Source organism: Weeksella virosa DSM 16922 (assembly GCF_000189415.1).
Classification (GTDB): domain Bacteria; phylum Bacteroidota; class Bacteroidia; order Flavobacteriales; family Weeksellaceae; genus Weeksella; species Weeksella virosa.
The window spans coordinates 198,402-217,315 of sequence record NC_015144.1; the positions used below are offsets into that span (position 1 = coordinate 198,402).

Sequence of the window (18,914 nt, forward strand, 5' to 3'; positions counted from 1 at the left end):
ACTAAATTATTTTTTGTTATGATAACGGATATGGACAACCTGCAAAACGCAGATGGAAAATCACCTAATAACACAAATGAGTCGTACAAATCAGAAGCGATTCAAGAAGAACAAAATCAAAATGTGATTCCACTAAAAGATTATGAAAAATTCGATTTAGAAATTCTCCTTAACGAAGCACGCATTTTGTTAAAAAACCATCCTGCACAAGAACTTAAAGAGCATTTTTCTTTGATTCGTGAGGCTGCAAAAAACAAAATGGCACTAGATGCGGCAGAGAAAAGAGAACAATTTGTGAACGAAGGTGGAGATGAAATCCATTTCCGGTATGATAGTCCTCTAAAAAAGGAATTTTATGTAATTTACGAAGATTATAAAAAACAATTAAGCTTTTTCTATAAAGAAACAGAAAGAACCGAAAAAGAAAACTTAGAAAAAAGACTCGAAATTATCGAAGAGTTGAAAGCTTTGTATCAGGATCCTCAGGAAAATAATCAGAATCTTTTCAGAATCTTTCGTGACCTAAAAACCCGTTGGCATAATGCAGGAAGAGTTCCGGCAGCACAAGCTAATAATGTATATAGAAACTATTTTTTTCATTTGGATAATTTTTATAAATATCTAGATATGAACAAAGAACTTCGAGAGTTGGACATGAGTCATAATCTAGAAGTTCGACAATCGATCATCAAGCGTGCTGAAGAATTGGTGAGCGAAGAAAACGTACAAAAAGCACTCAATGAGTTACAGTATCTTCACCGTTTATGGAAAGAAGAAGCAGTCCCAGTTGCCGAAGAATTTAGAGAAGTTACATGGAATCAGTTCAAAGAATTGACCAACAAAATACATAATCGTAAAGCAGAACTCAACGAATTATTGAAAAAAGAACAGGAAGATAATTTAGCCAAAAAACGTGCAATTGTTCAATCGATTAACGAAATCACCCAAAACAGTAGAGATAATAAACACGGTGATTGGCAAAAAGCTATCCGAAAGGTAAATGATTTACGAGAGGAATTTCTTAAAACTGGACGTGTACCGAAGCCGCACAACAATGAAATATGGGACAAGTTCAAACAATCGACAAGAAACTTCAATCACCTAAAAAACACTTTTTATAAAAACCTAAAATCTAATCAAGAAGATAATTTGCAACAAAAAATTGCCTTGATCGAGATTGCCAAAGAACATGCTGAAAGTACAGATTGGAACAAATCGGTAAAAGTTATCAAACAAATACAAGAAGATTGGAAAAAAGTAGGGCATGTACCCCGCAAACACTCGGATCGGGTTTGGAAAGAGTTTAAAAAATATTGTAATCAATTCTTCGATCGTTATAAGAAACGCAATGAAGCTGAGAATGAAAAACTTGAGCAAAATCTATCCGAGAAAAAACAACTTATAGAAACAGTAAAAAACTATACAACTGCGGGAGATAAAGAAAAAGATTTAACCTGGATTTTCGAGTTGGAAAAATCTTTCAATTCGATAGGGAAAGTCCCAATGAAAAATATAAATATAGCCAATCAGTTTCGGGAAGAAATCGATAAAAAAGTTAAAGAACTCGCTATCTCCGATGAAGAAATGCAAGATTTCCGATTACAAGCAATATTTAACAAAGCCAAAACTGGTAAAAACGCTCATTTGATCGACAATGAAATTATCCACACCAAAAAAGAAATAGACGATTTGGATAAAGAAATCATCCAGTTAGACAACAATATTTCTTTCTTTTCGGGTACCGACCAAAACAGTCCTTTACTAAAAAATGTTTACAAAGAATTGGAAGAAAAGAAAAACAAGCGGAATGATTTAAATCAAAAATTGAGAAAACTTTACCAGTATAACTCGGAGGAAAATAACGAAAAAGAACCCGATAACTCGGAAGATAACCAAGTATGACACAAGATAGAACTGATGAATTCTATATGAATCGTTGTTTACAACTTGCTGCAAACGGATTGGGAAATACATACCCCAATCCGTTTGTTGGTTCGGTGATTGTCCATAATCAGAATATTATCGGTGAAGGATTTACCTCTTTTTATGGAGGACCACATGCGGAAGTAAATGCTATACACTCGGTAGAAAAAAAAGAATTATTGCCCTCTTCTACCCTTTATGTTACACTAGAACCCTGTGCACATTTTGGCAAAACACCACCTTGCAGTGATCTAATTATCGAACACAAAATTCCTCGTGTTGTAGTAGGTTGTCTAGATCCTTTTGCTTTGGTTAATGGCGAAGGAATCAATCGAATGCGTACCCATGGCATAGAAGTATCAGTTGGCATATTAGAAAAAGAATGTTTAGAATTGAATCGTCGTTTCTTTACAATTCACCAGAAAAAACGACCGTATGTTATCCTAAAGTGGGCCCAAACAGCCAATGGATATTTCGCCCCGAAAAACCATACACAACAATGGATAAGCAACCGTTTTTCTAAACAATTAGTGCATTGGTGGCGAACACAAGAACAAGCCATTTTGGTTGGGAAGAATACGGCCATTGTAGATAACCCGCAACTCAACAGTCGCTTGGTACAAGGCAGAAACCCTATCCGAGTATTAATTGATTATGACTTATCTACGCCTACGACACATTATCTTTTTGATCAAACCCTACCCACAATTATTTTTAATAAAGTGAAAGGAGGAAAAAATGAATTAATTGAATATATTCAGTTACAATCAAAAGAAAATAACCTAGAAGAAATTCTAAGAATTTTATATCAAAAAAACATTCAATCGATAATCATCGAAGGTGGAAGTCGAACGCTGCAAACTTTTATCGAGCAAAACCTTTGGGATGAAGCCCGAGTTTTTAGTAGTTCGACCGTTTGGGAAGACGGAATTTTTGCTCCTCACCTTCATAAAAAACCAAGTAAAACACAAATAATAGACAACGACTTTTTACGAATCTATCGCAATGATTGACAATACAGATGATACTTATTTAACGATTGCTCATGATGCAGAAGAGGTAATTTTCAAAGAGATGGGAAGTAAGTTTATCAACTATGCTTTTCGGGTAAAAAACGAAGAAGAAGTACGAGAAAAACTAAATTATCTGCGAGAAAAATGGCCCGATGCTACCCATCATTGCTATGCATATATATTGGGTATAAACAAGGAAGATTATCGAGCAAATGATGACGGTGAGCCGAGTGGTTCGGCAGGATTGCCTATATACAACCAAATTCTTTCGTTCGAGTTAACCAATGTATTGGTGGTATCTGTCCGTTATTTTGGGGGGACAAAATTGGGCGTGCCAGGTCTGGTAAAAGCATACAAATACGGTGCACAAATTGCATTGGAAGAGGCCAAAATTGTTACACGCTATCTGACGAAAAAAGTTGAATTGATATTTAATTACGATCAGCAAGGGATTGTAGAGCGAAATATAGAACGTGTGAACGGTGAAATTGTAAACAAAGAATTTATGGCAAATTGTAGGTTTGTTGTCGAAGTTAGAAATAGCCTACTTGAAAAGTTCGAAAGTCAGTTCAAAGAAATGTATCAATTGAAATTAAAAGTTTTGGATGATTAACTCCCTCACATCATTGCGTTTTTTCTTTGCATTTGCTGTTTTTCTCAGCCATCTAACTTTTGTATCTACAGAATTACATTGGTACAATTGGCTAAAAAATTTTGTATTTTTTGAAGGTTATTTAGGCGTCGGTTTTTTCTTTATTTTGAGTGGTTTTGTTTTGGCACTCAACTATCAAAACAAAATCAATAAACCACACGAATTTAGTATAAAGAACTTCTATATCAATCGATTTGCAAGAATATACCCATTGCATTTTCTTACCTTTTTCTTGATGCTTCCGTTTGTTTTTCATCAAAATTTATGGGATCCTCTTGTCGCTTTCTTCAATTTTTTCTTGTTACAATCTTATATTCCAATCCAGGAGTTTTATTTTTCTATCAACAATCCTTCTTGGAGTATTTCTACCGAGTTTTTCTTTTATCTAGCATTTCCTTTTCTAGTTAGTCTATTGCATCGGTTTCCGATCAGTCGATTTCTTCCTTTACTTGCGATACCAATAATCATTTTCATCGAACCGCATATTGATCTCGATTACGAGAAAGGCATATTTTATATTCATCCATTGGTACGAACAATCGATTTTTTTATTGGAATTATTTTGTATAATCAATATCGACGTTTCAATTATCTACTAAAAAACATCAGTTTCCGTCAAGGTAGCCTTTTAGAAATTTCCGCATTTTTTGTGCTTATAATTTTCTTTTCTTTGCATGAGTTTGTTCCAAGAATGTTTCGGTACGGTATTTATTATTGGTTACCAATGTCATTAATAATTGTATTTTTTTCGGTAGAAAAAGGTATTTTGTCCAGAATATTACAACACAGAATGCTTATCTATCTAGGAGAAATTAGTTTTAGTTTTTATATGTTGCACATGATAATCATAAAATATGGAAATCTTTGGTTTCCAGAGCTGAATGATTTTGTGAAGATTGGTCTTTATCTTATAATTTCGTTAGGCTTAAGCATATTAACATTTGAGTATTTCGAGAAGCCTATCAATCGGTGGATAAAAAACAAATACCGTAATTATAGTCAACAAAATCAATAAAAAAGCCTCTTTTTAGAGGCTTTTTTGTTGTATTATTTTAGCAAGATTTTCCAAGCTTCTTCTATTTTAGATTGCAACAAAAGTTGTTGAGCTTTACGATGAACATCTTCATCATCTGAGAAATTTTCGCCGATTAGTTTTTCTGTATTGGCCAACATGCCAAGATCATTCCCTGTAAAAACAGAACTATATTTTATTTCATTTGGTAGCAAATCAAACCCAATACCTTTCGTTACCAAAGGTTTAGGAACCTCGAAAAGGCTATCCTCATTACTGCGAGAATACCAATTACCTCCCAAACGTGCGATTAAATCTAATTTCTTTTGGTCCAAATCACCTTGCTCATTGATGAATTCTTCACGTATATGAATTTTTTTCACTTCGCAAATAACTAAATTTCCTGCACCACCTTCTTTGCCCAACGAAACAACTTCTTGCACCTTACACTCGAAGTTTACTGGTGATTCTGCAATTAATTTCGGTCGAACAACATCGGCATCTTTCATAGTGAAACCAGCTTTCACAAACTCATTTACACCTTCTTCGTATTCTGTCGAACTTAAAGAAACTTGTTGAACCATTGCATAATTTGCAATCCCGATTACTACTTCTGGTACCTCGAGAACATTCTCTAGTGTATGCTTTGTGGTATTATCACGTACCCTTCTCGATGGTGAAAATACAAGAATTGGCGGGACGGTACTAAACATATTGAAAAAACTGAACGGCGCAAGATTAACATCCCCTTTCTTATTGATCGATGATACAAACGCAATAGGCCTTGGTGCTACAGCCGTTTGCATGATTTTCTGTAATGCAGGAGAAGTTAGTTCTGTAGGATAAATTGTTTTCATGTCTTTTATTTTGCTGGTAGAATTGTTCCTGAAACTTCTCCAAATCCTACCCGCACATCTTCTTTTTCTGCAAATGCACGCATAATTATAGTATCGTTATCTTGTATGAATTTTCGTTCTTCACCGTTGGATAATTTTAGTGGATATTGTCCACGCCAAGTTAGCTCTAACATCGAACCAAAAGAATGAGGATCTTTACCAGAAATTGTTCCGCTGGCATACATATCCCCCACTTCTAAATTACATCCGTTTACGGTATGGTGTGCTAATTGCTGAGCCATATTCCAATACATGTATTTGAAATTGCTCTGACATATTACATTTTCTTCTCCATTTTCGGGTTTCAAAGCTACTTCTAATTGGATGTCGAAATTACGTTCACCTTCAAACTTCAAATAATCCAACACTTCGGGGTCTTGTTTCGGGGAACTCGTACGGAATTGCTCTAAAGCCTCTAGGGTTACTACCCATGGTGAAATTGATGAGCCAAAGTTTTTACCCAAAAATGGTCCTAATGGTACGTACTCCCACGATTGAATATCTCTTGCCGACCAATCATTGAAAATAACCATTCCGAAAATTGCATCCTCGGCATCTTCTACAGTTACACTTTCACCCAAATCGGTCATTTTGTTGACAATAAAAGCCATTTCCAACTCAAAATCCAATTGCTTACACGGACCAAAAACTGGTTGATCTTGATCGGCAGGTTTCATTTGACCTTTCGGACGATGAATCGGCGTACCAGAAACAACTATAGAAGAGGCGCGTCCGTGGTATCCTACCGGCAGATGTTTCCAGTTCGGAAGTAGAGCATTATCAGGATCGCGAAACATTTTACCAACATTTGTGGCATGTTCTATACTGCTATAAAAGTCTGTATAATTTGGGACATGTACCGGTAATAGCATTTCTACTTCATCAATATCATATATGGCTTCTTCGATTGTTTTTTCGTCATTTGCCAAATCAGATCCTTCTAACAGTAAATCTTGAATTCGTAAACGTATTGCATTCGTAGTTGGTTTGCCTAGTTCTATAAATTCGTTTAAAACAACCGACTCGAAAACGTTGTATTCTAATTGGTCAAAATCACCGAAGTAATCTTCATTATAGAGATAGGATAAATCGACTACTTTGTCGCCAATTCTTGTGCATACAGCTACGTATTCGTCCTGGATAAGTGCTACACCAAAAGGAATATTATGAATGCTAAAGTCTGAATCTTTGGGATATGATATAAAAGATTTCATTTGTTTTTTTATTTATTAATAATAGAAAGCGAATGATACTAAGAAAAGTTTTTGTTGATACTTTATAAAAAAAGTATCAACAAAAACTTTTATAAAATGTTTCTTATTTATAAGTTTCCTCTTCTTGCTTGTTCTTTTTCTAATGCTTCAAACAATGCTTTGAAGTTCCCTGCTCCGAAACTTTGTGCACCGTGACGCTCGATAATTTCGAAGAACAAGGTTGGACGATCTTCTACGGGTTTAGTGAAAATTTGTAACAAATATCCTTCCTCATCACAGTCTACTAAAATCCCTAAATCTTGTAGTTTTTTGATATCTTCTTCTATCTCACCTACACGCTCTGGAATCATATCGTAGTATGTTTCTGGTGGTGCTGCTAAAAATTCTACGCCACGTTTTTTCAGTTCGGTTACTGTATGGATAATGTCTTTGGTTGCTACAGCTATGTGTTGCACTCCTTCGTCTTCATAGAAATCTAAATACTCTTCTACTTGCGATTTTTTCAGTCCTTCTGCTGGTTCATTAATCGGGAATTTCGAATATCCATTTCCGTTCGACATTACTTTACTCATCAATGCAGAGTATTCTGTATTGATTTGCTTGTCATCAAACGAAAGTACATTAACAAATCCCATCACATCTTCGTACCATTTTACTACTGGCAACATACGATTCCAACCCACATTTCCTACGCAGTGATCCACGTACAATAGTCCTGTTTCGGTTGGTTGATAATCTGGCTCCCATTTTTCGTATCCTGGCATAAAAGGTCCTGTATAATTTTTTCTTTCGATGAACATATGTACTGTTTCACCATAGGTATAAATTCCGGACATTTTTACTTCCCCAAATTCATCGGTCAGAGTGGTTGGTTCCATGTAGCTTTTTGCACCACGCTTGATGGTTTGTTCGTAAGCATCGTAGGCGTCATCTACCCACAGTGCCAAAATTTTCACACCGTCTCCATGTTTCTTGGCGTGTTCGCAAATAGGTGAGTCCGACTTTAGACCCGAAGTAAGTACTAAGCGGATTTTGCCTTGTTGCAATACATAAGATGCTCTATCGCGTACGCCAGTTTCTGGTCCTGCATATGCCACTGACTGGAAACCAAAAGCAGTTTTGTAATAATGGGCTGCTTGTTTGGCATTTCCTACATAAAACTCAATATAATCGGTACCGTTGATCGGTAAAAAATTTTGTGCTTGTGCAATCTTTTCTGCAAAGGTTTGTGTACTCATTTTTTTTGTATGTTTATTGTTCTTTCTTTTCTTTAATATAAGATTAATTATGGTTGAATCTTTTTAATATAACCAAGATTTGTAATAGTCTTCATCTTCTATTTCCAAAGCTGCTTTGGTCAATTTCAGTGGTCGAAAAGGATCAATCATTACTGCCAACTCTTTGGTTTCTTTTGCACCAATAGATTTCTCGACCGTTCCTGGGTGTGGACCATGAGGGATACCTGCAGGATGTAAAGTGATTTGACCTCTTTCTACCGATTTTCTACTCATAAAATCTCCATCTACATAATATAAAATCTCATCAGAATCCACATTGCTATGGTTGTATGGTGCAGGAATAGACTCTGGATGATAATCGTATAGACGTGGCACGAAACTACAGATTACAAAACCTGCTCCTTCAAAAGTTTGATGCACTGGAGGTGGCTGATGAATTCTACCTGTTATCGGCTCGAAATTATGAATGGAAAACGCCCATGGAAAATGATATCCATCCCATCCAACAAAATCAAACGGGTGTGTACCATATATATAAGGATAAATTAATCCTTCTTTCTTGATCATGATTTTGAAGTCTCCATGCTCATCATGCGTTTCTAGATTTTTTGGTGTTTTTATATCACGCTCGCAGAATGGTGAGTGCTCCATCAATTGTCCAAAATGATTTCGGTAACGACGCGGTGTTTCAATTGGGCTGAATGATTCGATTATCAACAAACGATTTTGCTCGTCATCGAAATGCAATTGATAGATAATCCCACGTGGTATGACCAGGTAATCGCCATATTCGAATTCGATTTGTCCATAACCGGTTTTGAGAACTCCTGAACCTTCATGAATAAAAATCACTTCGTCTGCTTGAGAGTTTTTGTAGAAATAATCGGTCATCGAGGTTTGTGGTGCCGCTAAAGAAATATGCAAATCATTGTTCACCAGAACGGGAACTCTTGAGGCTAAATAATCTTTTTGTGGCTGAATTTTAAACCCTTTAAGCGAGGTGTGTTTCAAATGTTTTTCCCGTGCAATTTCGGGTTCTACCGAAAAAGGCTCTGCAATCTCCTTTACCAAAGTTGGTGGATAGCAGTGATAAACATTAGAATACGTACTCGAAAATCCGTGAGTAGACACCAATTCTTCGGCATATAAACTACCATCTTCTTTTCTGAATATCGTATGTCGCTTAGAAGGTATTTTTCCTAAGGTTTGATAAAAAGGCATACTCTATTTTTTGTGATTTCTTTTGATTTTTTTATCCCCAAAATGGGTTTTCTGATAGTAAAATATATCAGAAAGAATATTGAGCAAACACTATCTTTGATAATAATGCTGCTTGCAGTTTCGACATTCCAAAAATGGTTACTAAAAAAACTTCCATAGCTGTTTTTGAAATTACTCAAATATAAGCTATTATTTTATTCGAAAAGAATATTTCTCTATAAATTATTTGTTGTATGGAATGATTTTCAAATGAATTTGTAAAACATCTTTCTTTATCAAAGATAATCCTATCAAAAAGAAAAAAAGAGTAATAAATATTCTTTTTTTTTTAGATATTGATTGTTTTAATGAGAAAAGTCTTTGTAGAGGATTAGAGAATCTTGGTATTCTTTGTTTATAATTTTCCACAAATAGGGTTGGTCACTCAAAAGATTTAAATATTTTTTCTGTACCCGTTGCAATTGGATCGAATGACGCGTAAAAACTTCTTTATAGGCAGCCTCATCTCTTACTTTTTTTTGCATCAATAGTTGAATTTCTTGACGAATTTTTCGGGTATAAAACTCAGAAATATCAAATTGCAACTGTTTCTGATTGAGTAAATTTTCATCTTTTCTGTTTATCCACGACCGATTTTCATCCATCCGATTGATAACCGTATAAACCGGTAATTCTTGTCTGGTTTGTTTCTTTACCCAACTAATTTCGGTGTAGATTGAAGCTGCAGTTTTGTCTCCTTTCGGCGCTTTGGCTTTAAAGTTTTCGAAAGTCAAAAACTGATTTTCTTGCCAATTGATATACGAACTCTGGTAGAAAGAAAATAGTCCTAGTTGCAGAATACAAAGTAAACTTATTTTTAGTGCTTTATAATTCATTTTCTAAGAGATCTAATCGCATACCGTGCGAACCTTTTATCAATATATTTTTGGTTTCTATTGGATGTTTTTTTAGATAGTTTACTAGACTATCTCTATCTTCGAAGAACTGAATATCTGAAAAATCACCTTCTATTTTCGAAAAATTATTTCCTACCAAATAAATCTTTTCAAAACCCAAGTCTTTGGTTAGTTGGGCTATTTTTTGATGATTTACTTTACTCGATTCTCCCAACTCGAACATGTCTCCTAATATAACGGTCTTGCTACCATCGAAGGTAGAGAAGTTGTTCAATGAAGCTTCCATACTACTCGGATTCGCATTGTAAGCGTCCATCAGAAGAGTGTATTTATCTTTTTGTATCAACTGAGATCGATGATTAGCTGGGTAATAATTTTCTATTCCGTTTTTAATTTCTTTCGGCGAAAGCCCAAAATGTTTACCGAAACTTATGGCAGCTGCTACATTAGACCAATTATAGTTACCCGTTAAATTAGATCTTATAACAACATCTTCTACAACTACTTGAATCTTGTTATTTACATTTTCCTTCAACTCTATACAATAGGTTGCTTGTGTCGATTCGTTTTTAGAAAAGGATATTTGGCTTTCAACTGCTTTTGCTTGTTGTAGTTGTAATGGGTCGTCAGCATTGATTAGGACCGTCTTATGGTGCTCGTGTAAAAAATTATATAATTCTGATTTTCCTTTTACCACACCTTCGAACCCTCCAAAACCTTCGAGATGTGCATGCCCAAAATTTGTAACATATCCTAAATCAGGCTGTGCGATTGAAGACAAAAGTTCAATTTCTTTTAGATGGTTTGCCCCCATTTCGATTACGGCAATTTGGGCATTTTCTGGTATAGAAAGTAAGGTTAATGGCACACCGATATGATTGTTAAGGTTGCCTTGAGTATAATGCACCTGAAATTTCTCTTGCAATACAGCGGCAATCAGTTCTTTAGAAGTTGTTTTACCATTACTACCGGTCAGTCCAATAACAGGAATTCTAAGGGTGCTACGGTAAGCTCTAGCAAGTGCTTGTAAACTTTCTAAACCATTTTTCACTAAAATTATACGATCATCTTGTAGATTTTGTGGTTCATCTACCACCACTATACTTGCTCCTTTATCCAAGGCTTCTTTTGCAAAAAGATTACCATTGAATTTTTCTCCTTTCAATGCAAAGAAGATTGCGTTTTGAGTGATTTTTCGAGTATCGGTTGTAACCAAACGATGGCGAAGAAAATGTTTGAGCAATAGTTCTGTTTTCATATCATCAAAAATAAAAAAACTCGGGAAAAGTCCCGAGTTTTTCAAAATTATTTTATCGTATTATTTCGATCCTCTTTTTGTTCTTTTCGACTCAAAGTTTCCTTTGTAATCTTGCGCTAAGCGGAATCCTATCCAGCTTGTTGCTTCTGCTTGATGCAAGTATCGTCTTTGTCCTGGATCTAGCCAATAGATTGGGTCTTTCCAAGAACCACCTTTTACGACACGTACCTCATCACTGATGTTGGTTGTACGTGTTTTAGTATCTTTCTCTAGAATTACACGTCCTTTCTCATCCACGGTAAATTGTCGTTTCGGTGCGTTATACATATCGCTTGTTTTAGCAACAGTTTCGGTTGTTACACGTGTGTCTAATGAAGACATAGCATCTCCGTCTCTGTAATTGGTGTAATCGTATTCGATTTCTTTTTTGTAGCTTCCTGGCAATCCTCGATAAACAAGTTTTCCGTTGTTCAATGTATCGTATTCGATGTCGTCTTCACCATACTTCGCAAAACCACCATTTTGATCATCGATTGTGGTTTTGAATACATTCCCACGGAAATAGTTGAAGTCATTTGCTTCATCATCTATTATCGGACGATATACATCGGCTGTCCATTCTGCTACGTTACCATACATTCCGAATAATCCAAAGTCATTCGATTGGTATTTACGTACATCATTGGTAATTGCCGAACCGTCGTTCCCGTATCCTCCGATACCGCTATAATCTCCACGTCCAACTTTGAAATTGTCTAGGTATTGACCTCTTGTTTTTCCTTTGGTCCCACGCAAATCATTTTGAGCAACTTGTTTTCCTTTGTATTCGTTGTATTCTCTATTTTCGGGTAAAGCAAGTGCTGCGTATTCCCACTCTGATTCTGTTGGTAAACGGAAAGGTTGTATTTCTAATGAACGAGTTGCACGATTGGCATTTAGAATTCTCGTATTCGAAGATTTTATACGGGTTTGCTTTTCTAATTTTGTGGTATCAATTGCCTCTTGTACGTTGGTATTGTTGTTCTTATACTGTTCTGCACTAAAGGTTTTCGATTTCACATTATAGTCTTCGTTTTGGTAGAAATCTTTGCTCAAAATTCCTTTATCCATCAACGCTTTTTCGTTTGCTCTATCCGTCAACCAATCACAATAATTATTGGCTTGCAACCAGGTAATTCCTACCACTGGATAATAACTAAACTCTGGTGAGAATAAATAATTTTCTGTCGAGAAGTTATCGGTTGACAATTTATTGCTAAAAACAGCAGGATCTGGCAAAGCACCTTCATAAATATCTCTATAGGCAGGATCTTCTGTCGGGAAAACCACTTTTAGCCAAGTAAGATATTCTCGGTATTCGTAGTTGGTTACTTCGGTTTCACCGATAAAAAAAGAACTTACTTGCATACGACGCGGTGTATTATTCCAATCGTGCATTACATCATCTTTTACCAAGCCCATGGTAAATGTTCCTCCTTCGATGAAAACCATATTTTGCCATGGTTTCACGTTTGGTTTGGTTTTATTACCGTTGAAAAACCAACCTCGCTGATCGTTTTGCTTGAAGCCACTCGTACTCGTGAAGTTTTTGGTTCCTCCTCCTTTTTTCTTTCCACCGCTACCACTCCCACAACTTACAAAAATAGTCATTGAAGCAGCGGTAAGTAATAATGTAAAAATTCTACCTTTATTCATTTTCATAGAATACTTATCGGTTCTGAGTTATAAAATTATTATGCAAATAAAATCAATTCAATTGAAATAAACAATTTCAGATTGTAATAGTTTAACGCAAGGTTTTGTTTTTTATTTTATGGAATGCAAATATATTTGGGAAAAATACGTTTTTGAAGAATGAGAAAGATTATTTTACTGTTGTTAATTTTTTCTTGGGCCATTTTTTCTAGAGCACAAACCTTTCATTTGAATTGGAAAGGCAAAAAAGAAATCGAACTTACCAATGCAACCAAAACTTCGGTGTTATTTTTTGAAGATGAAAAGCATTATAAGCTTAGCGGGAACAATCTACCTTATTTTATTTTGGAAGAAGAAAATCCGAGTCAGTTTCGTTATACAATTTCGGATATCCGAAAAAAAGAAATTTCGTTTGATGAGCAACAACTTGTCCCTCATTTCCCGACCTATATCGACTATGTTCAAAATCATATCCAAAAAGATCAAACTTTTATTCACACATTTCAATTATATCCTTTTATACAAGAAAACAATAAGTATTATAAGATAGAAAGCTTCACCCTTTCTAAGTCATCAGTCATCCAACCAAAAGCGCATAGAAAAACTGCAACCAACACCAGTGTCTTGCAATCGGGTGATTGGTACAAGATAAAAGTCTCTAAAACAGGAGTATACAAGCTAACGACCGATTTCTTCAAGGCTAGTGGCATTCCGACTTCGGGCTATGATTTGCGAACTCTGAAAATTTACGGAAACGGAGGTGCGCAATTACCCGCCAATACAGGAACTTTTATTTACGATGATTTACAAGAAAACGCTATTCGCGTCATCGGGGAAGAAGACGGAAATTTTGATAGTAATGATTATATATTGTTCTATGCTCAAGGCCCAAACAACTTGCATAGAAGCGAAAATCAAACCCTAGAAAACCTTTCTCATCGTCTACATCTTTTCGATGAATACGCCTATTATTATATAACTTTTGGTGGGAAAAATGGCAAAAGAATAAGCACGAGTACGATCGACGAAACGCCTACCAAGACATTTACGAGTTTCGATGATTACCGTTTTTTCGAGCGAGATTCACTCAACATCAACCAAATGGGGAAACAATGGGTAAGTCATCCGTTTCGTCAAAATCCAAACCAAACCTTTATCTTGCAGCTGCATCAACCTATTGGTGGTGAAACTGCTCATCTAAAAGCTTCCCTTGTTGGGAAAAATGCAAAAAATTCTAAGTTTACAATTTCGGCTGCTGATGCGACTGGCAATTTTAGTACTTTTTCAACAACAGAGTTTAGTAGAAATGAAGTTTCGCTAAAACTCAATTCTGTTCCGAGCTCATTAGCTGTTAATATTATAGGTAATAATACAAATGAAGAAGTTTTTTTAGATAAAATTTCGGTGGCTTACAAAGCAGCTTTGACATACGGAAACGAGCAATTTTCTTTTCGATTTCTAGACCAATTAGGTGAGGTGAATAGTTTTTCTTTTTCGGGTGAGGCAACTATTTGGAATGTGTCGGATCTTACCAATGCCATCGAGGTTACCGATAGAAAATTCAGAAAACCTACGGAAGGTTTTCACAATGAGTTTATCGCTTTCAGAAACGAGCATGTTTTCACCGATATCAAATTTGTAGAGAAAGTGGCAAATCAGAACTTGCATGCCATTTCGGGTGTAAGTGCCGTGATCATCACACCCGAAGAATTTTTATCAGAAGCCATGCGTTGGGCGCAATTTAGAGAACAAAATGACGATATAAAAGTTGCTGTAGCAACGACAAAACAAATTTACAATGAGTTTTCTTCTGGTTCGAAAGACGCTTTCGGAATTCGAAATTTTCTGAAATTTTTACGCGATCACAACAATCCAAATTTACAATATGCTTTCCTATTCGGGAACGCAACATACGATCCAAAAGATAGGATTGTGAATAACAAAGATTACATCCCTACGTTTCTTAGTTTATCCTCAGCCAATCTTGACAATACCTTTGCAACAGATGATTTCTACACCATGCTAACGGATGATCTAAAATTGATTGCAGAAGGACAAAATGATATTCTACCAAACTTAACCTATGCAAGTGATGCATTGACCATTTCAATTGGGCGTGCACCCGCTCGCACCTTGGCCGAAGCTAGAAATATAGTTAACAAAACTATTTCGTACTACTCCCCAATCCAAGGGAAAGGTCCATCGTATGGCGATTGGCGACTAAAAGTAATTACGGTTGTCGATGATCCGAATAACTATAATAATCCTGATATTAACAACCCAACTATCGATCAGCAATATGATGAAGTACTACAATTCGCCAATAACCACTATTATGCTTTACGCAAACTCTATTTATCTGGATCTGAACAAGAACAAACTGCTGCCGGAATACGTTATCCAAAAGTTACTGAAGGCATCACAAACGGTTTTGAATTGGGTGCAAATTTCATCGCTTATTTTGGGCATGGCGGACCGACAAGTTGGGCACAAGAACGCATTCTAACAAGTGAAGATCTTACAGGGCTCAACAATTTTAATGCTGCCTACTCTCGCCTACCAATTGTTTCTACAGTAACCTGTGATTTCACCATTTGGGATTTACCACAAATTGACTCTGCCGGCGAACAAATGATCAATAGCACTGCGGGCGGTGCGCTGGTAATGATCACGACCAATCGTCCTATTGGTGTCGCTTACGGACAAGAAATAAACGGTATCCTACTCAAAGAGTTATTCAACGAAGAAAAAGAACAAAATATTTCGGTAGGAGAAGCTTTGCGTCTAACAAAGATAAAAAAAGGATCAGATGCAGACCACAAAGAAGTAACCATAATCGGCGATCCGATGATTGCCTTAGCAAGACCAAAACACGACATTGTTATTACAAAGATGATGGCGAACGGCGTAGAAATCGACCTCAATAAAGAACACCAAATAAAAGCATTGGATTTTATCACTATCGAGGGAGAAATAAGAAACAGCACCAATCATCAACTGATGAATAACTTCAACGGTTCGATTACCAATATCCTGTACGAAAAAGAAGTTGAAAAAAATTACCTAAGGGCTTTCCCCGACGAAATGTACAAAGAAGAATTCAACACCCTTTACCGAGGAAAAGGAAAAGTAGAGAATGGAAAATTCACATTAGAATACTATTTACCGAAAGATATCAACTACGAAGTTGGCGAACGTAAATTGGTTTTATATGCAGATAACAACCAGACCGATGCCGTTACCGTTACCAAAGTAAATGTCGGAGGGCTTAATGAAAACAACATGAACGATAAGGAAATTCCACAAGGAAAATTGTATATGAACAACCTCAACTTTGCGGATGGCGGAATCACCGATCGCGATCCTATTTTGGTCGGATGCCTTACAGACAACATGGGCATAAGTTCTTCAGGGGCTTCTATCGGACACGATATTGTAGCAACCCTCGACGGAAATATCCAAAACTCATTCGTACTTAATGAATATTACGATGGCGGAGATAACAATCCTTGTATCAATAAAAATTTCAAAGATTACCAAAAAGGACAAGTGATGTATCAGTTGAAAAATTTAGAGTTGGGACAACATTCAATAACGTTAAAATTTTGGGATATCAACAATAATTCGAATACAGCCTCGTTAGACTTTGTAGTTATGGAAAACGGAAATAGTCAATTGCACATCGACAAGCTACTCAATTGGCCTAATCCGTTCACCAACAACACTTATTTCCATTTCGAGCACAATTGTGATAGCGAATTAGAAGTCTTGGTACAAATATTTACAGTATCTGGAAAATTAGTAAAAAGCATCAAACAATATGTAAGTTCTACGCCGTTTAGAGAAGGCTATCGAACCAATAAATATGCGATTCCTTGGGACGGATTAGATGATTTTGGTGATAAAATAGGAAAAGGTGTTTATATTTACAAAGTCAATGTGCGTGGTGTAAATGCTGAAACTTGCAAAGGAAGCGCACAGGCAATAGAAAAATTAGTGATTTTAAAGTAATAACATAGAGGAACAAATTTTATAGAATGAAAAAATTTACAGCAAGTTTAATGATTGTTTTAGCAGGGTTAACATATGCACAAGATGTGAACAATCCGATCTTTACAGGAGCACCATTCTTGCGTATCTCTCCCGATGCACGTGCGGGTGGTTTAGGAGATCAAGGGGTAGCAACATCGGCAGATAATCATTCTCAATATTGGAATGCCGCGAAATACGCTTTCAGTAAAGACTATTCGGGAGTGGCTTTTACCTACACTCCATACATGAGCTCGTTTACAGACGATGTCTTTTTATTAAACGCAACTTTCTTTACCTTTCTAGGACAAGACGAACGCTCCACCCTTTCGGCAAGTTTGTACTACTTCAAGATGGGTGATATAGAAATGAATGAGTTGATAGGGAACGATATCGTACCAAAAGGAATTGCCAAACCCAATGAATTCTCATTCGACCTTGCCTACGGTTTACGCATGAGTGACAATTACTCGATGGCCGTAACCGGTCGTTTCATCCGCTCGGATTTATTCAACAACGTTAGCGACGGAACTGTACAACCGGCCAACAGCTTTGCCGTAGATATTGCCGGTTTCTACGAATCAGAAACCATGAGCACCAATAACTTCGACGGTAAACTACGCGGAGGTTTCCAAATCTCGAACATCGGACCAAAATTAGATTACTCGAATAACGAAGACAACGCTTCTTACCTACCGACAAATTTACGTTTAGGTGTTGGGTACGATTTCAAATTCGACGAATACAATAAACTTTCTGTTTCTACCGAGTTTGCAAAATTATTGGTTCCAACCCCGCAATACGACTCTATCGTAGATGGACATCCAGTGGGAGTAACCCGTCCTAACAAAGGAGTTTTAGCCGGAATGTTCAGTTCTTTTGGTGATGCACCCAACGGAGGAAAAGAAGAATTGCAAGAGATTACGTACGCAATCGGAGCAGAATACTCTTACAATGAGGCACTTTTTGTTCGTGCAGGTTATTTCCACGAAAGCCAATGGAAAGGAGATCGTCAGCACCTAACGCTAGGTTTAGGACTAAAATACAACTCGTTTGGTTTTGATGCTTCGTACCTAATCCCAACCTCGAATACCAACAATGCCCTTGAGAATACCTTGCGTTTTGGAATCTCTTGGAATTTTGGAGGTGAGACACAAAATGCATACGATTACTAAATCGTAGAAATTATACACTAAAAAAAGCAGTTCGATGAACTGCTTTTTTTTATAGGATTAGCAAACACATCACATGTTAAATGAAACTTAAAAAAATATCACTATAGCGATTTTTACAATAGTTTTTTATATTATTGTGCTGTGATAAAAAGATTGACTTTTCTTTTCGGAGTTTTTTTAGTGCTACTTATGCCATGTAGCACCAAATTTTCTATCACCCAAATTTTGCATATCTCAACCGGTGAACTCGTTAGCTCTAATCCGGCTAAAACACAGAGCCAAACTTCTACAAACCAATGTCCTACTTCTATCATAGAAATAGAGAATAAACAAAGAAATCAAACAAAAAAACAACTAGACGATGGATTGTTTTTGGCAGCCAATAAACAGTTTTTCTCTCTTACCAAAAACAAATTCCCCGCCCAATACAAAGGCCCTCTTACCGAAAAACATCCTCTTTATATTCTCTATAATCAACTAAAAATTAGTACAGAATTTCTTTCTTAATAGCGGTATAATTTATTGAGTAGGATGATAAAAATTATTCCTACCAAATATTTATATTTTACCTAAATCAAAAAAAATTATAATCAATTTCTGGATAGAATCTTCATCATTGTAATGCTTCTATTGCTGTAAAAAATTGAATCTCTCAATATAAAAATCTTAAAGTTTTAATTGAATCCGTCATT

14 protein-coding genes are annotated in these 18,914 nt (G+C 36.1%); 7 read left to right on the plus strand and 7 right to left on the minus strand.

The genetic code is table 11. The annotated features are described in order from the left end of the window. Positions 1-18: 18 nt before the first annotated feature. The 4 genes from WEEVI_RS01005 to WEEVI_RS01020 are packed head-to-tail and all read left to right on the plus strand — an operon-like array spanning position 19 to position 4,603. Positions 19-1,902 carry a DUF349 domain-containing protein gene (locus WEEVI_RS01005; RefSeq protein ID WP_013597317.1) on the plus strand — a complete coding sequence of 628 codons (1,884 nt, stop codon included), beginning with the start codon at positions 19-21 and terminating at the stop codon, positions 1,900-1,902. Further along, positions 1,899-2,936 (plus strand): bifunctional diaminohydroxyphosphoribosylaminopyrimidine deaminase/5-amino-6-(5-phosphoribosylamino)uracil reductase RibD, encoded by a 1,038-nt coding sequence (gene ribD / locus WEEVI_RS01010; RefSeq protein ID WP_013597318.1) that lies wholly within the window; start codon positions 1,899-1,901, stop codon positions 2,934-2,936. The genes WEEVI_RS01005 and ribD overlap by 4 nt, the downstream gene beginning before the upstream one ends. Continuing rightward, positions 2,929-3,549 (plus strand): IMPACT family protein, encoded by a 621-nt coding sequence (locus tag WEEVI_RS01015; protein WP_013597319.1) that lies wholly within the window; start codon positions 2,929-2,931, stop codon positions 3,547-3,549. The genes ribD and WEEVI_RS01015 overlap by 8 nt, the downstream gene beginning before the upstream one ends. Continuing rightward, positions 3,542-4,603 carry an acyltransferase family protein gene (locus tag WEEVI_RS01020; RefSeq protein WP_013597320.1) on the plus strand — a complete coding sequence of 354 codons (1,062 nt, stop codon included), beginning with the start codon at positions 3,542-3,544 and terminating at the stop codon, positions 4,601-4,603. The genes WEEVI_RS01015 and WEEVI_RS01020 overlap by 8 nt, the downstream gene beginning before the upstream one ends. A 32-nt stretch (positions 4,604-4,635) precedes the next feature. On the opposite strand, the gene WEEVI_RS01025 is transcribed toward WEEVI_RS01020, so the two are convergent. The 7 genes from WEEVI_RS01025 to gldJ all read right to left on the minus strand — a co-directional run bounded on the left by WEEVI_RS01025 (position 4,636) and on the right by gldJ (position 13,024). Next, on the minus strand, positions 4,636-5,457 hold the full coding sequence (locus WEEVI_RS01025) for a flavin reductase family protein (RefSeq protein WP_013597321.1): 822 nt from the start codon (positions 5,455-5,457) through the stop codon (positions 4,636-4,638). Positions 5,458-5,462: 5 nt separating this feature from the next. Continuing rightward, positions 5,463-6,710, minus strand: coding sequence for a fumarylacetoacetase (gene fahA / locus WEEVI_RS01030; protein ID WP_013597322.1), 1,248 nt, complete (start codon positions 6,708-6,710; stop codon positions 5,463-5,465). Positions 6,711-6,817: 107 nt separating this feature from the next. Further along, positions 6,818-7,948, minus strand: a complete 1,131-nt coding sequence (gene hppD, locus WEEVI_RS01035) for a 4-hydroxyphenylpyruvate dioxygenase (protein WP_013597323.1) — start codon at positions 7,946-7,948, stop codon at positions 6,818-6,820. A gap of 63 nt (positions 7,949-8,011) precedes the next feature. Continuing rightward, positions 8,012-9,169 (minus strand): homogentisate 1,2-dioxygenase, encoded by a 1,158-nt coding sequence (locus WEEVI_RS01040; protein WP_013597324.1) that lies wholly within the window; start codon positions 9,167-9,169, stop codon positions 8,012-8,014. 344 nt (positions 9,170-9,513) lie between these two features. Further along, complete coding sequence (locus WEEVI_RS01045) at positions 9,514-10,044, minus strand: hypothetical protein (RefSeq protein ID WP_013597325.1); 531 nt, start codon at positions 10,042-10,044, stop codon at positions 9,514-9,516. Then, positions 10,034-11,323, minus strand: coding sequence for a UDP-N-acetylmuramoyl-tripeptide--D-alanyl-D-alanine ligase (locus WEEVI_RS01050; RefSeq protein ID WP_041942013.1), 1,290 nt, complete (start codon positions 11,321-11,323; stop codon positions 10,034-10,036). Before WEEVI_RS01050 ends, WEEVI_RS01045 begins: the two co-directional genes overlap by 11 nt. A gap of 60 nt (positions 11,324-11,383) precedes the next feature. Further along, complete coding sequence (gene gldJ / locus WEEVI_RS01055) at positions 11,384-13,024, minus strand: gliding motility lipoprotein GldJ (RefSeq protein WP_013597327.1); 1,641 nt, start codon at positions 13,022-13,024, stop codon at positions 11,384-11,386. A gap of 153 nt (positions 13,025-13,177) precedes the next feature. Here gldJ and porU point away from each other — a divergent pair, with 153 nt between their 5' ends. The 3 genes from porU to WEEVI_RS01070 all read left to right on the plus strand — a co-directional run bounded on the left by porU (position 13,178) and on the right by WEEVI_RS01070 (position 18,729). Next, the gene (gene porU / locus WEEVI_RS01060) at positions 13,178-17,029 is read left to right on the plus strand and encodes a type IX secretion system sortase PorU (protein ID WP_013597328.1); all 3,852 of its coding nucleotides are present in this window, start codon (positions 13,178-13,180) and stop codon (positions 17,027-17,029) included. Positions 17,030-17,055: 26 nt separating this feature from the next. Beyond that, positions 17,056-18,222: a type IX secretion system outer membrane channel protein PorV gene (gene porV, locus WEEVI_RS01065; protein ID WP_013597329.1), complete on the plus strand. Its 1,167-nt coding sequence runs from the start codon at positions 17,056-17,058 to the stop codon at positions 18,220-18,222. A 225-nt stretch (positions 18,223-18,447) separates the two neighbouring features. Continuing rightward, complete coding sequence (locus WEEVI_RS01070; protein WP_145962010.1) at positions 18,448-18,729, plus strand: hypothetical protein; 282 nt, start codon at positions 18,448-18,450, stop codon at positions 18,727-18,729. Positions 18,730-18,914: the final 185 nt, after the last annotated feature.

What these genes read in the sequence shown, in the direction of transcription:
- porV (WP_013597329.1), top strand. Translation starts at nt 17,056, where the DNA reads ATGAAAAAATTTACAGCAAGTTTAATGATTGTTTTAGCAGGGTTAACA.
- WEEVI_RS01005 (WP_013597317.1), top strand. Translation starts at nt 19, where the DNA reads ATGATAACGGATATGGACAACCTGCAAAACGCAGATGGAAAATCACCT.
- WEEVI_RS01020 (WP_013597320.1), top strand. Translation starts at nt 3,542, where the DNA reads ATGATTAACTCCCTCACATCATTGCGTTTTTTCTTTGCATTTGCTGTT.
- WEEVI_RS01045 (WP_013597325.1), bottom strand. Translation starts at nt 10,044, where the DNA reads ATGAATTATAAAGCACTAAAAATAAGTTTACTTTGTATTCTGCAACTA.
- ribD (WP_013597318.1), top strand. Translation starts at nt 1,899, where the DNA reads ATGACACAAGATAGAACTGATGAATTCTATATGAATCGTTGTTTACAA.
- hppD (WP_013597323.1), bottom strand. Translation starts at nt 7,948, where the DNA reads ATGAGTACACAAACCTTTGCAGAAAAGATTGCACAAGCACAAAATTTT.
- gldJ (WP_013597327.1), bottom strand. Translation starts at nt 13,024, where the DNA reads ATGAAAATGAATAAAGGTAGAATTTTTACATTATTACTTACCGCTGCT.
- WEEVI_RS01050 (WP_041942013.1), bottom strand. Translation starts at nt 11,323, where the DNA reads ATGAAAACAGAACTATTGCTCAAACATTTTCTTCGCCATCGTTTGGTT.
- porU (WP_013597328.1), top strand. Translation starts at nt 13,178, where the DNA reads ATGAGAAAGATTATTTTACTGTTGTTAATTTTTTCTTGGGCCATTTTT.
- WEEVI_RS01040 (WP_013597324.1), bottom strand. Translation starts at nt 9,169, where the DNA reads ATGCCTTTTTATCAAACCTTAGGAAAAATACCTTCTAAGCGACATACG.
- WEEVI_RS01025 (WP_013597321.1), bottom strand. Translation starts at nt 5,457, where the DNA reads ATGAAAACAATTTATCCTACAGAACTAACTTCTCCTGCATTACAGAAA.
- fahA (WP_013597322.1), bottom strand. Translation starts at nt 6,710, where the DNA reads ATGAAATCTTTTATATCATATCCCAAAGATTCAGACTTTAGCATTCAT.
- WEEVI_RS01015 (WP_013597319.1), top strand. Translation starts at nt 2,929, where the DNA reads ATGATTGACAATACAGATGATACTTATTTAACGATTGCTCATGATGCA.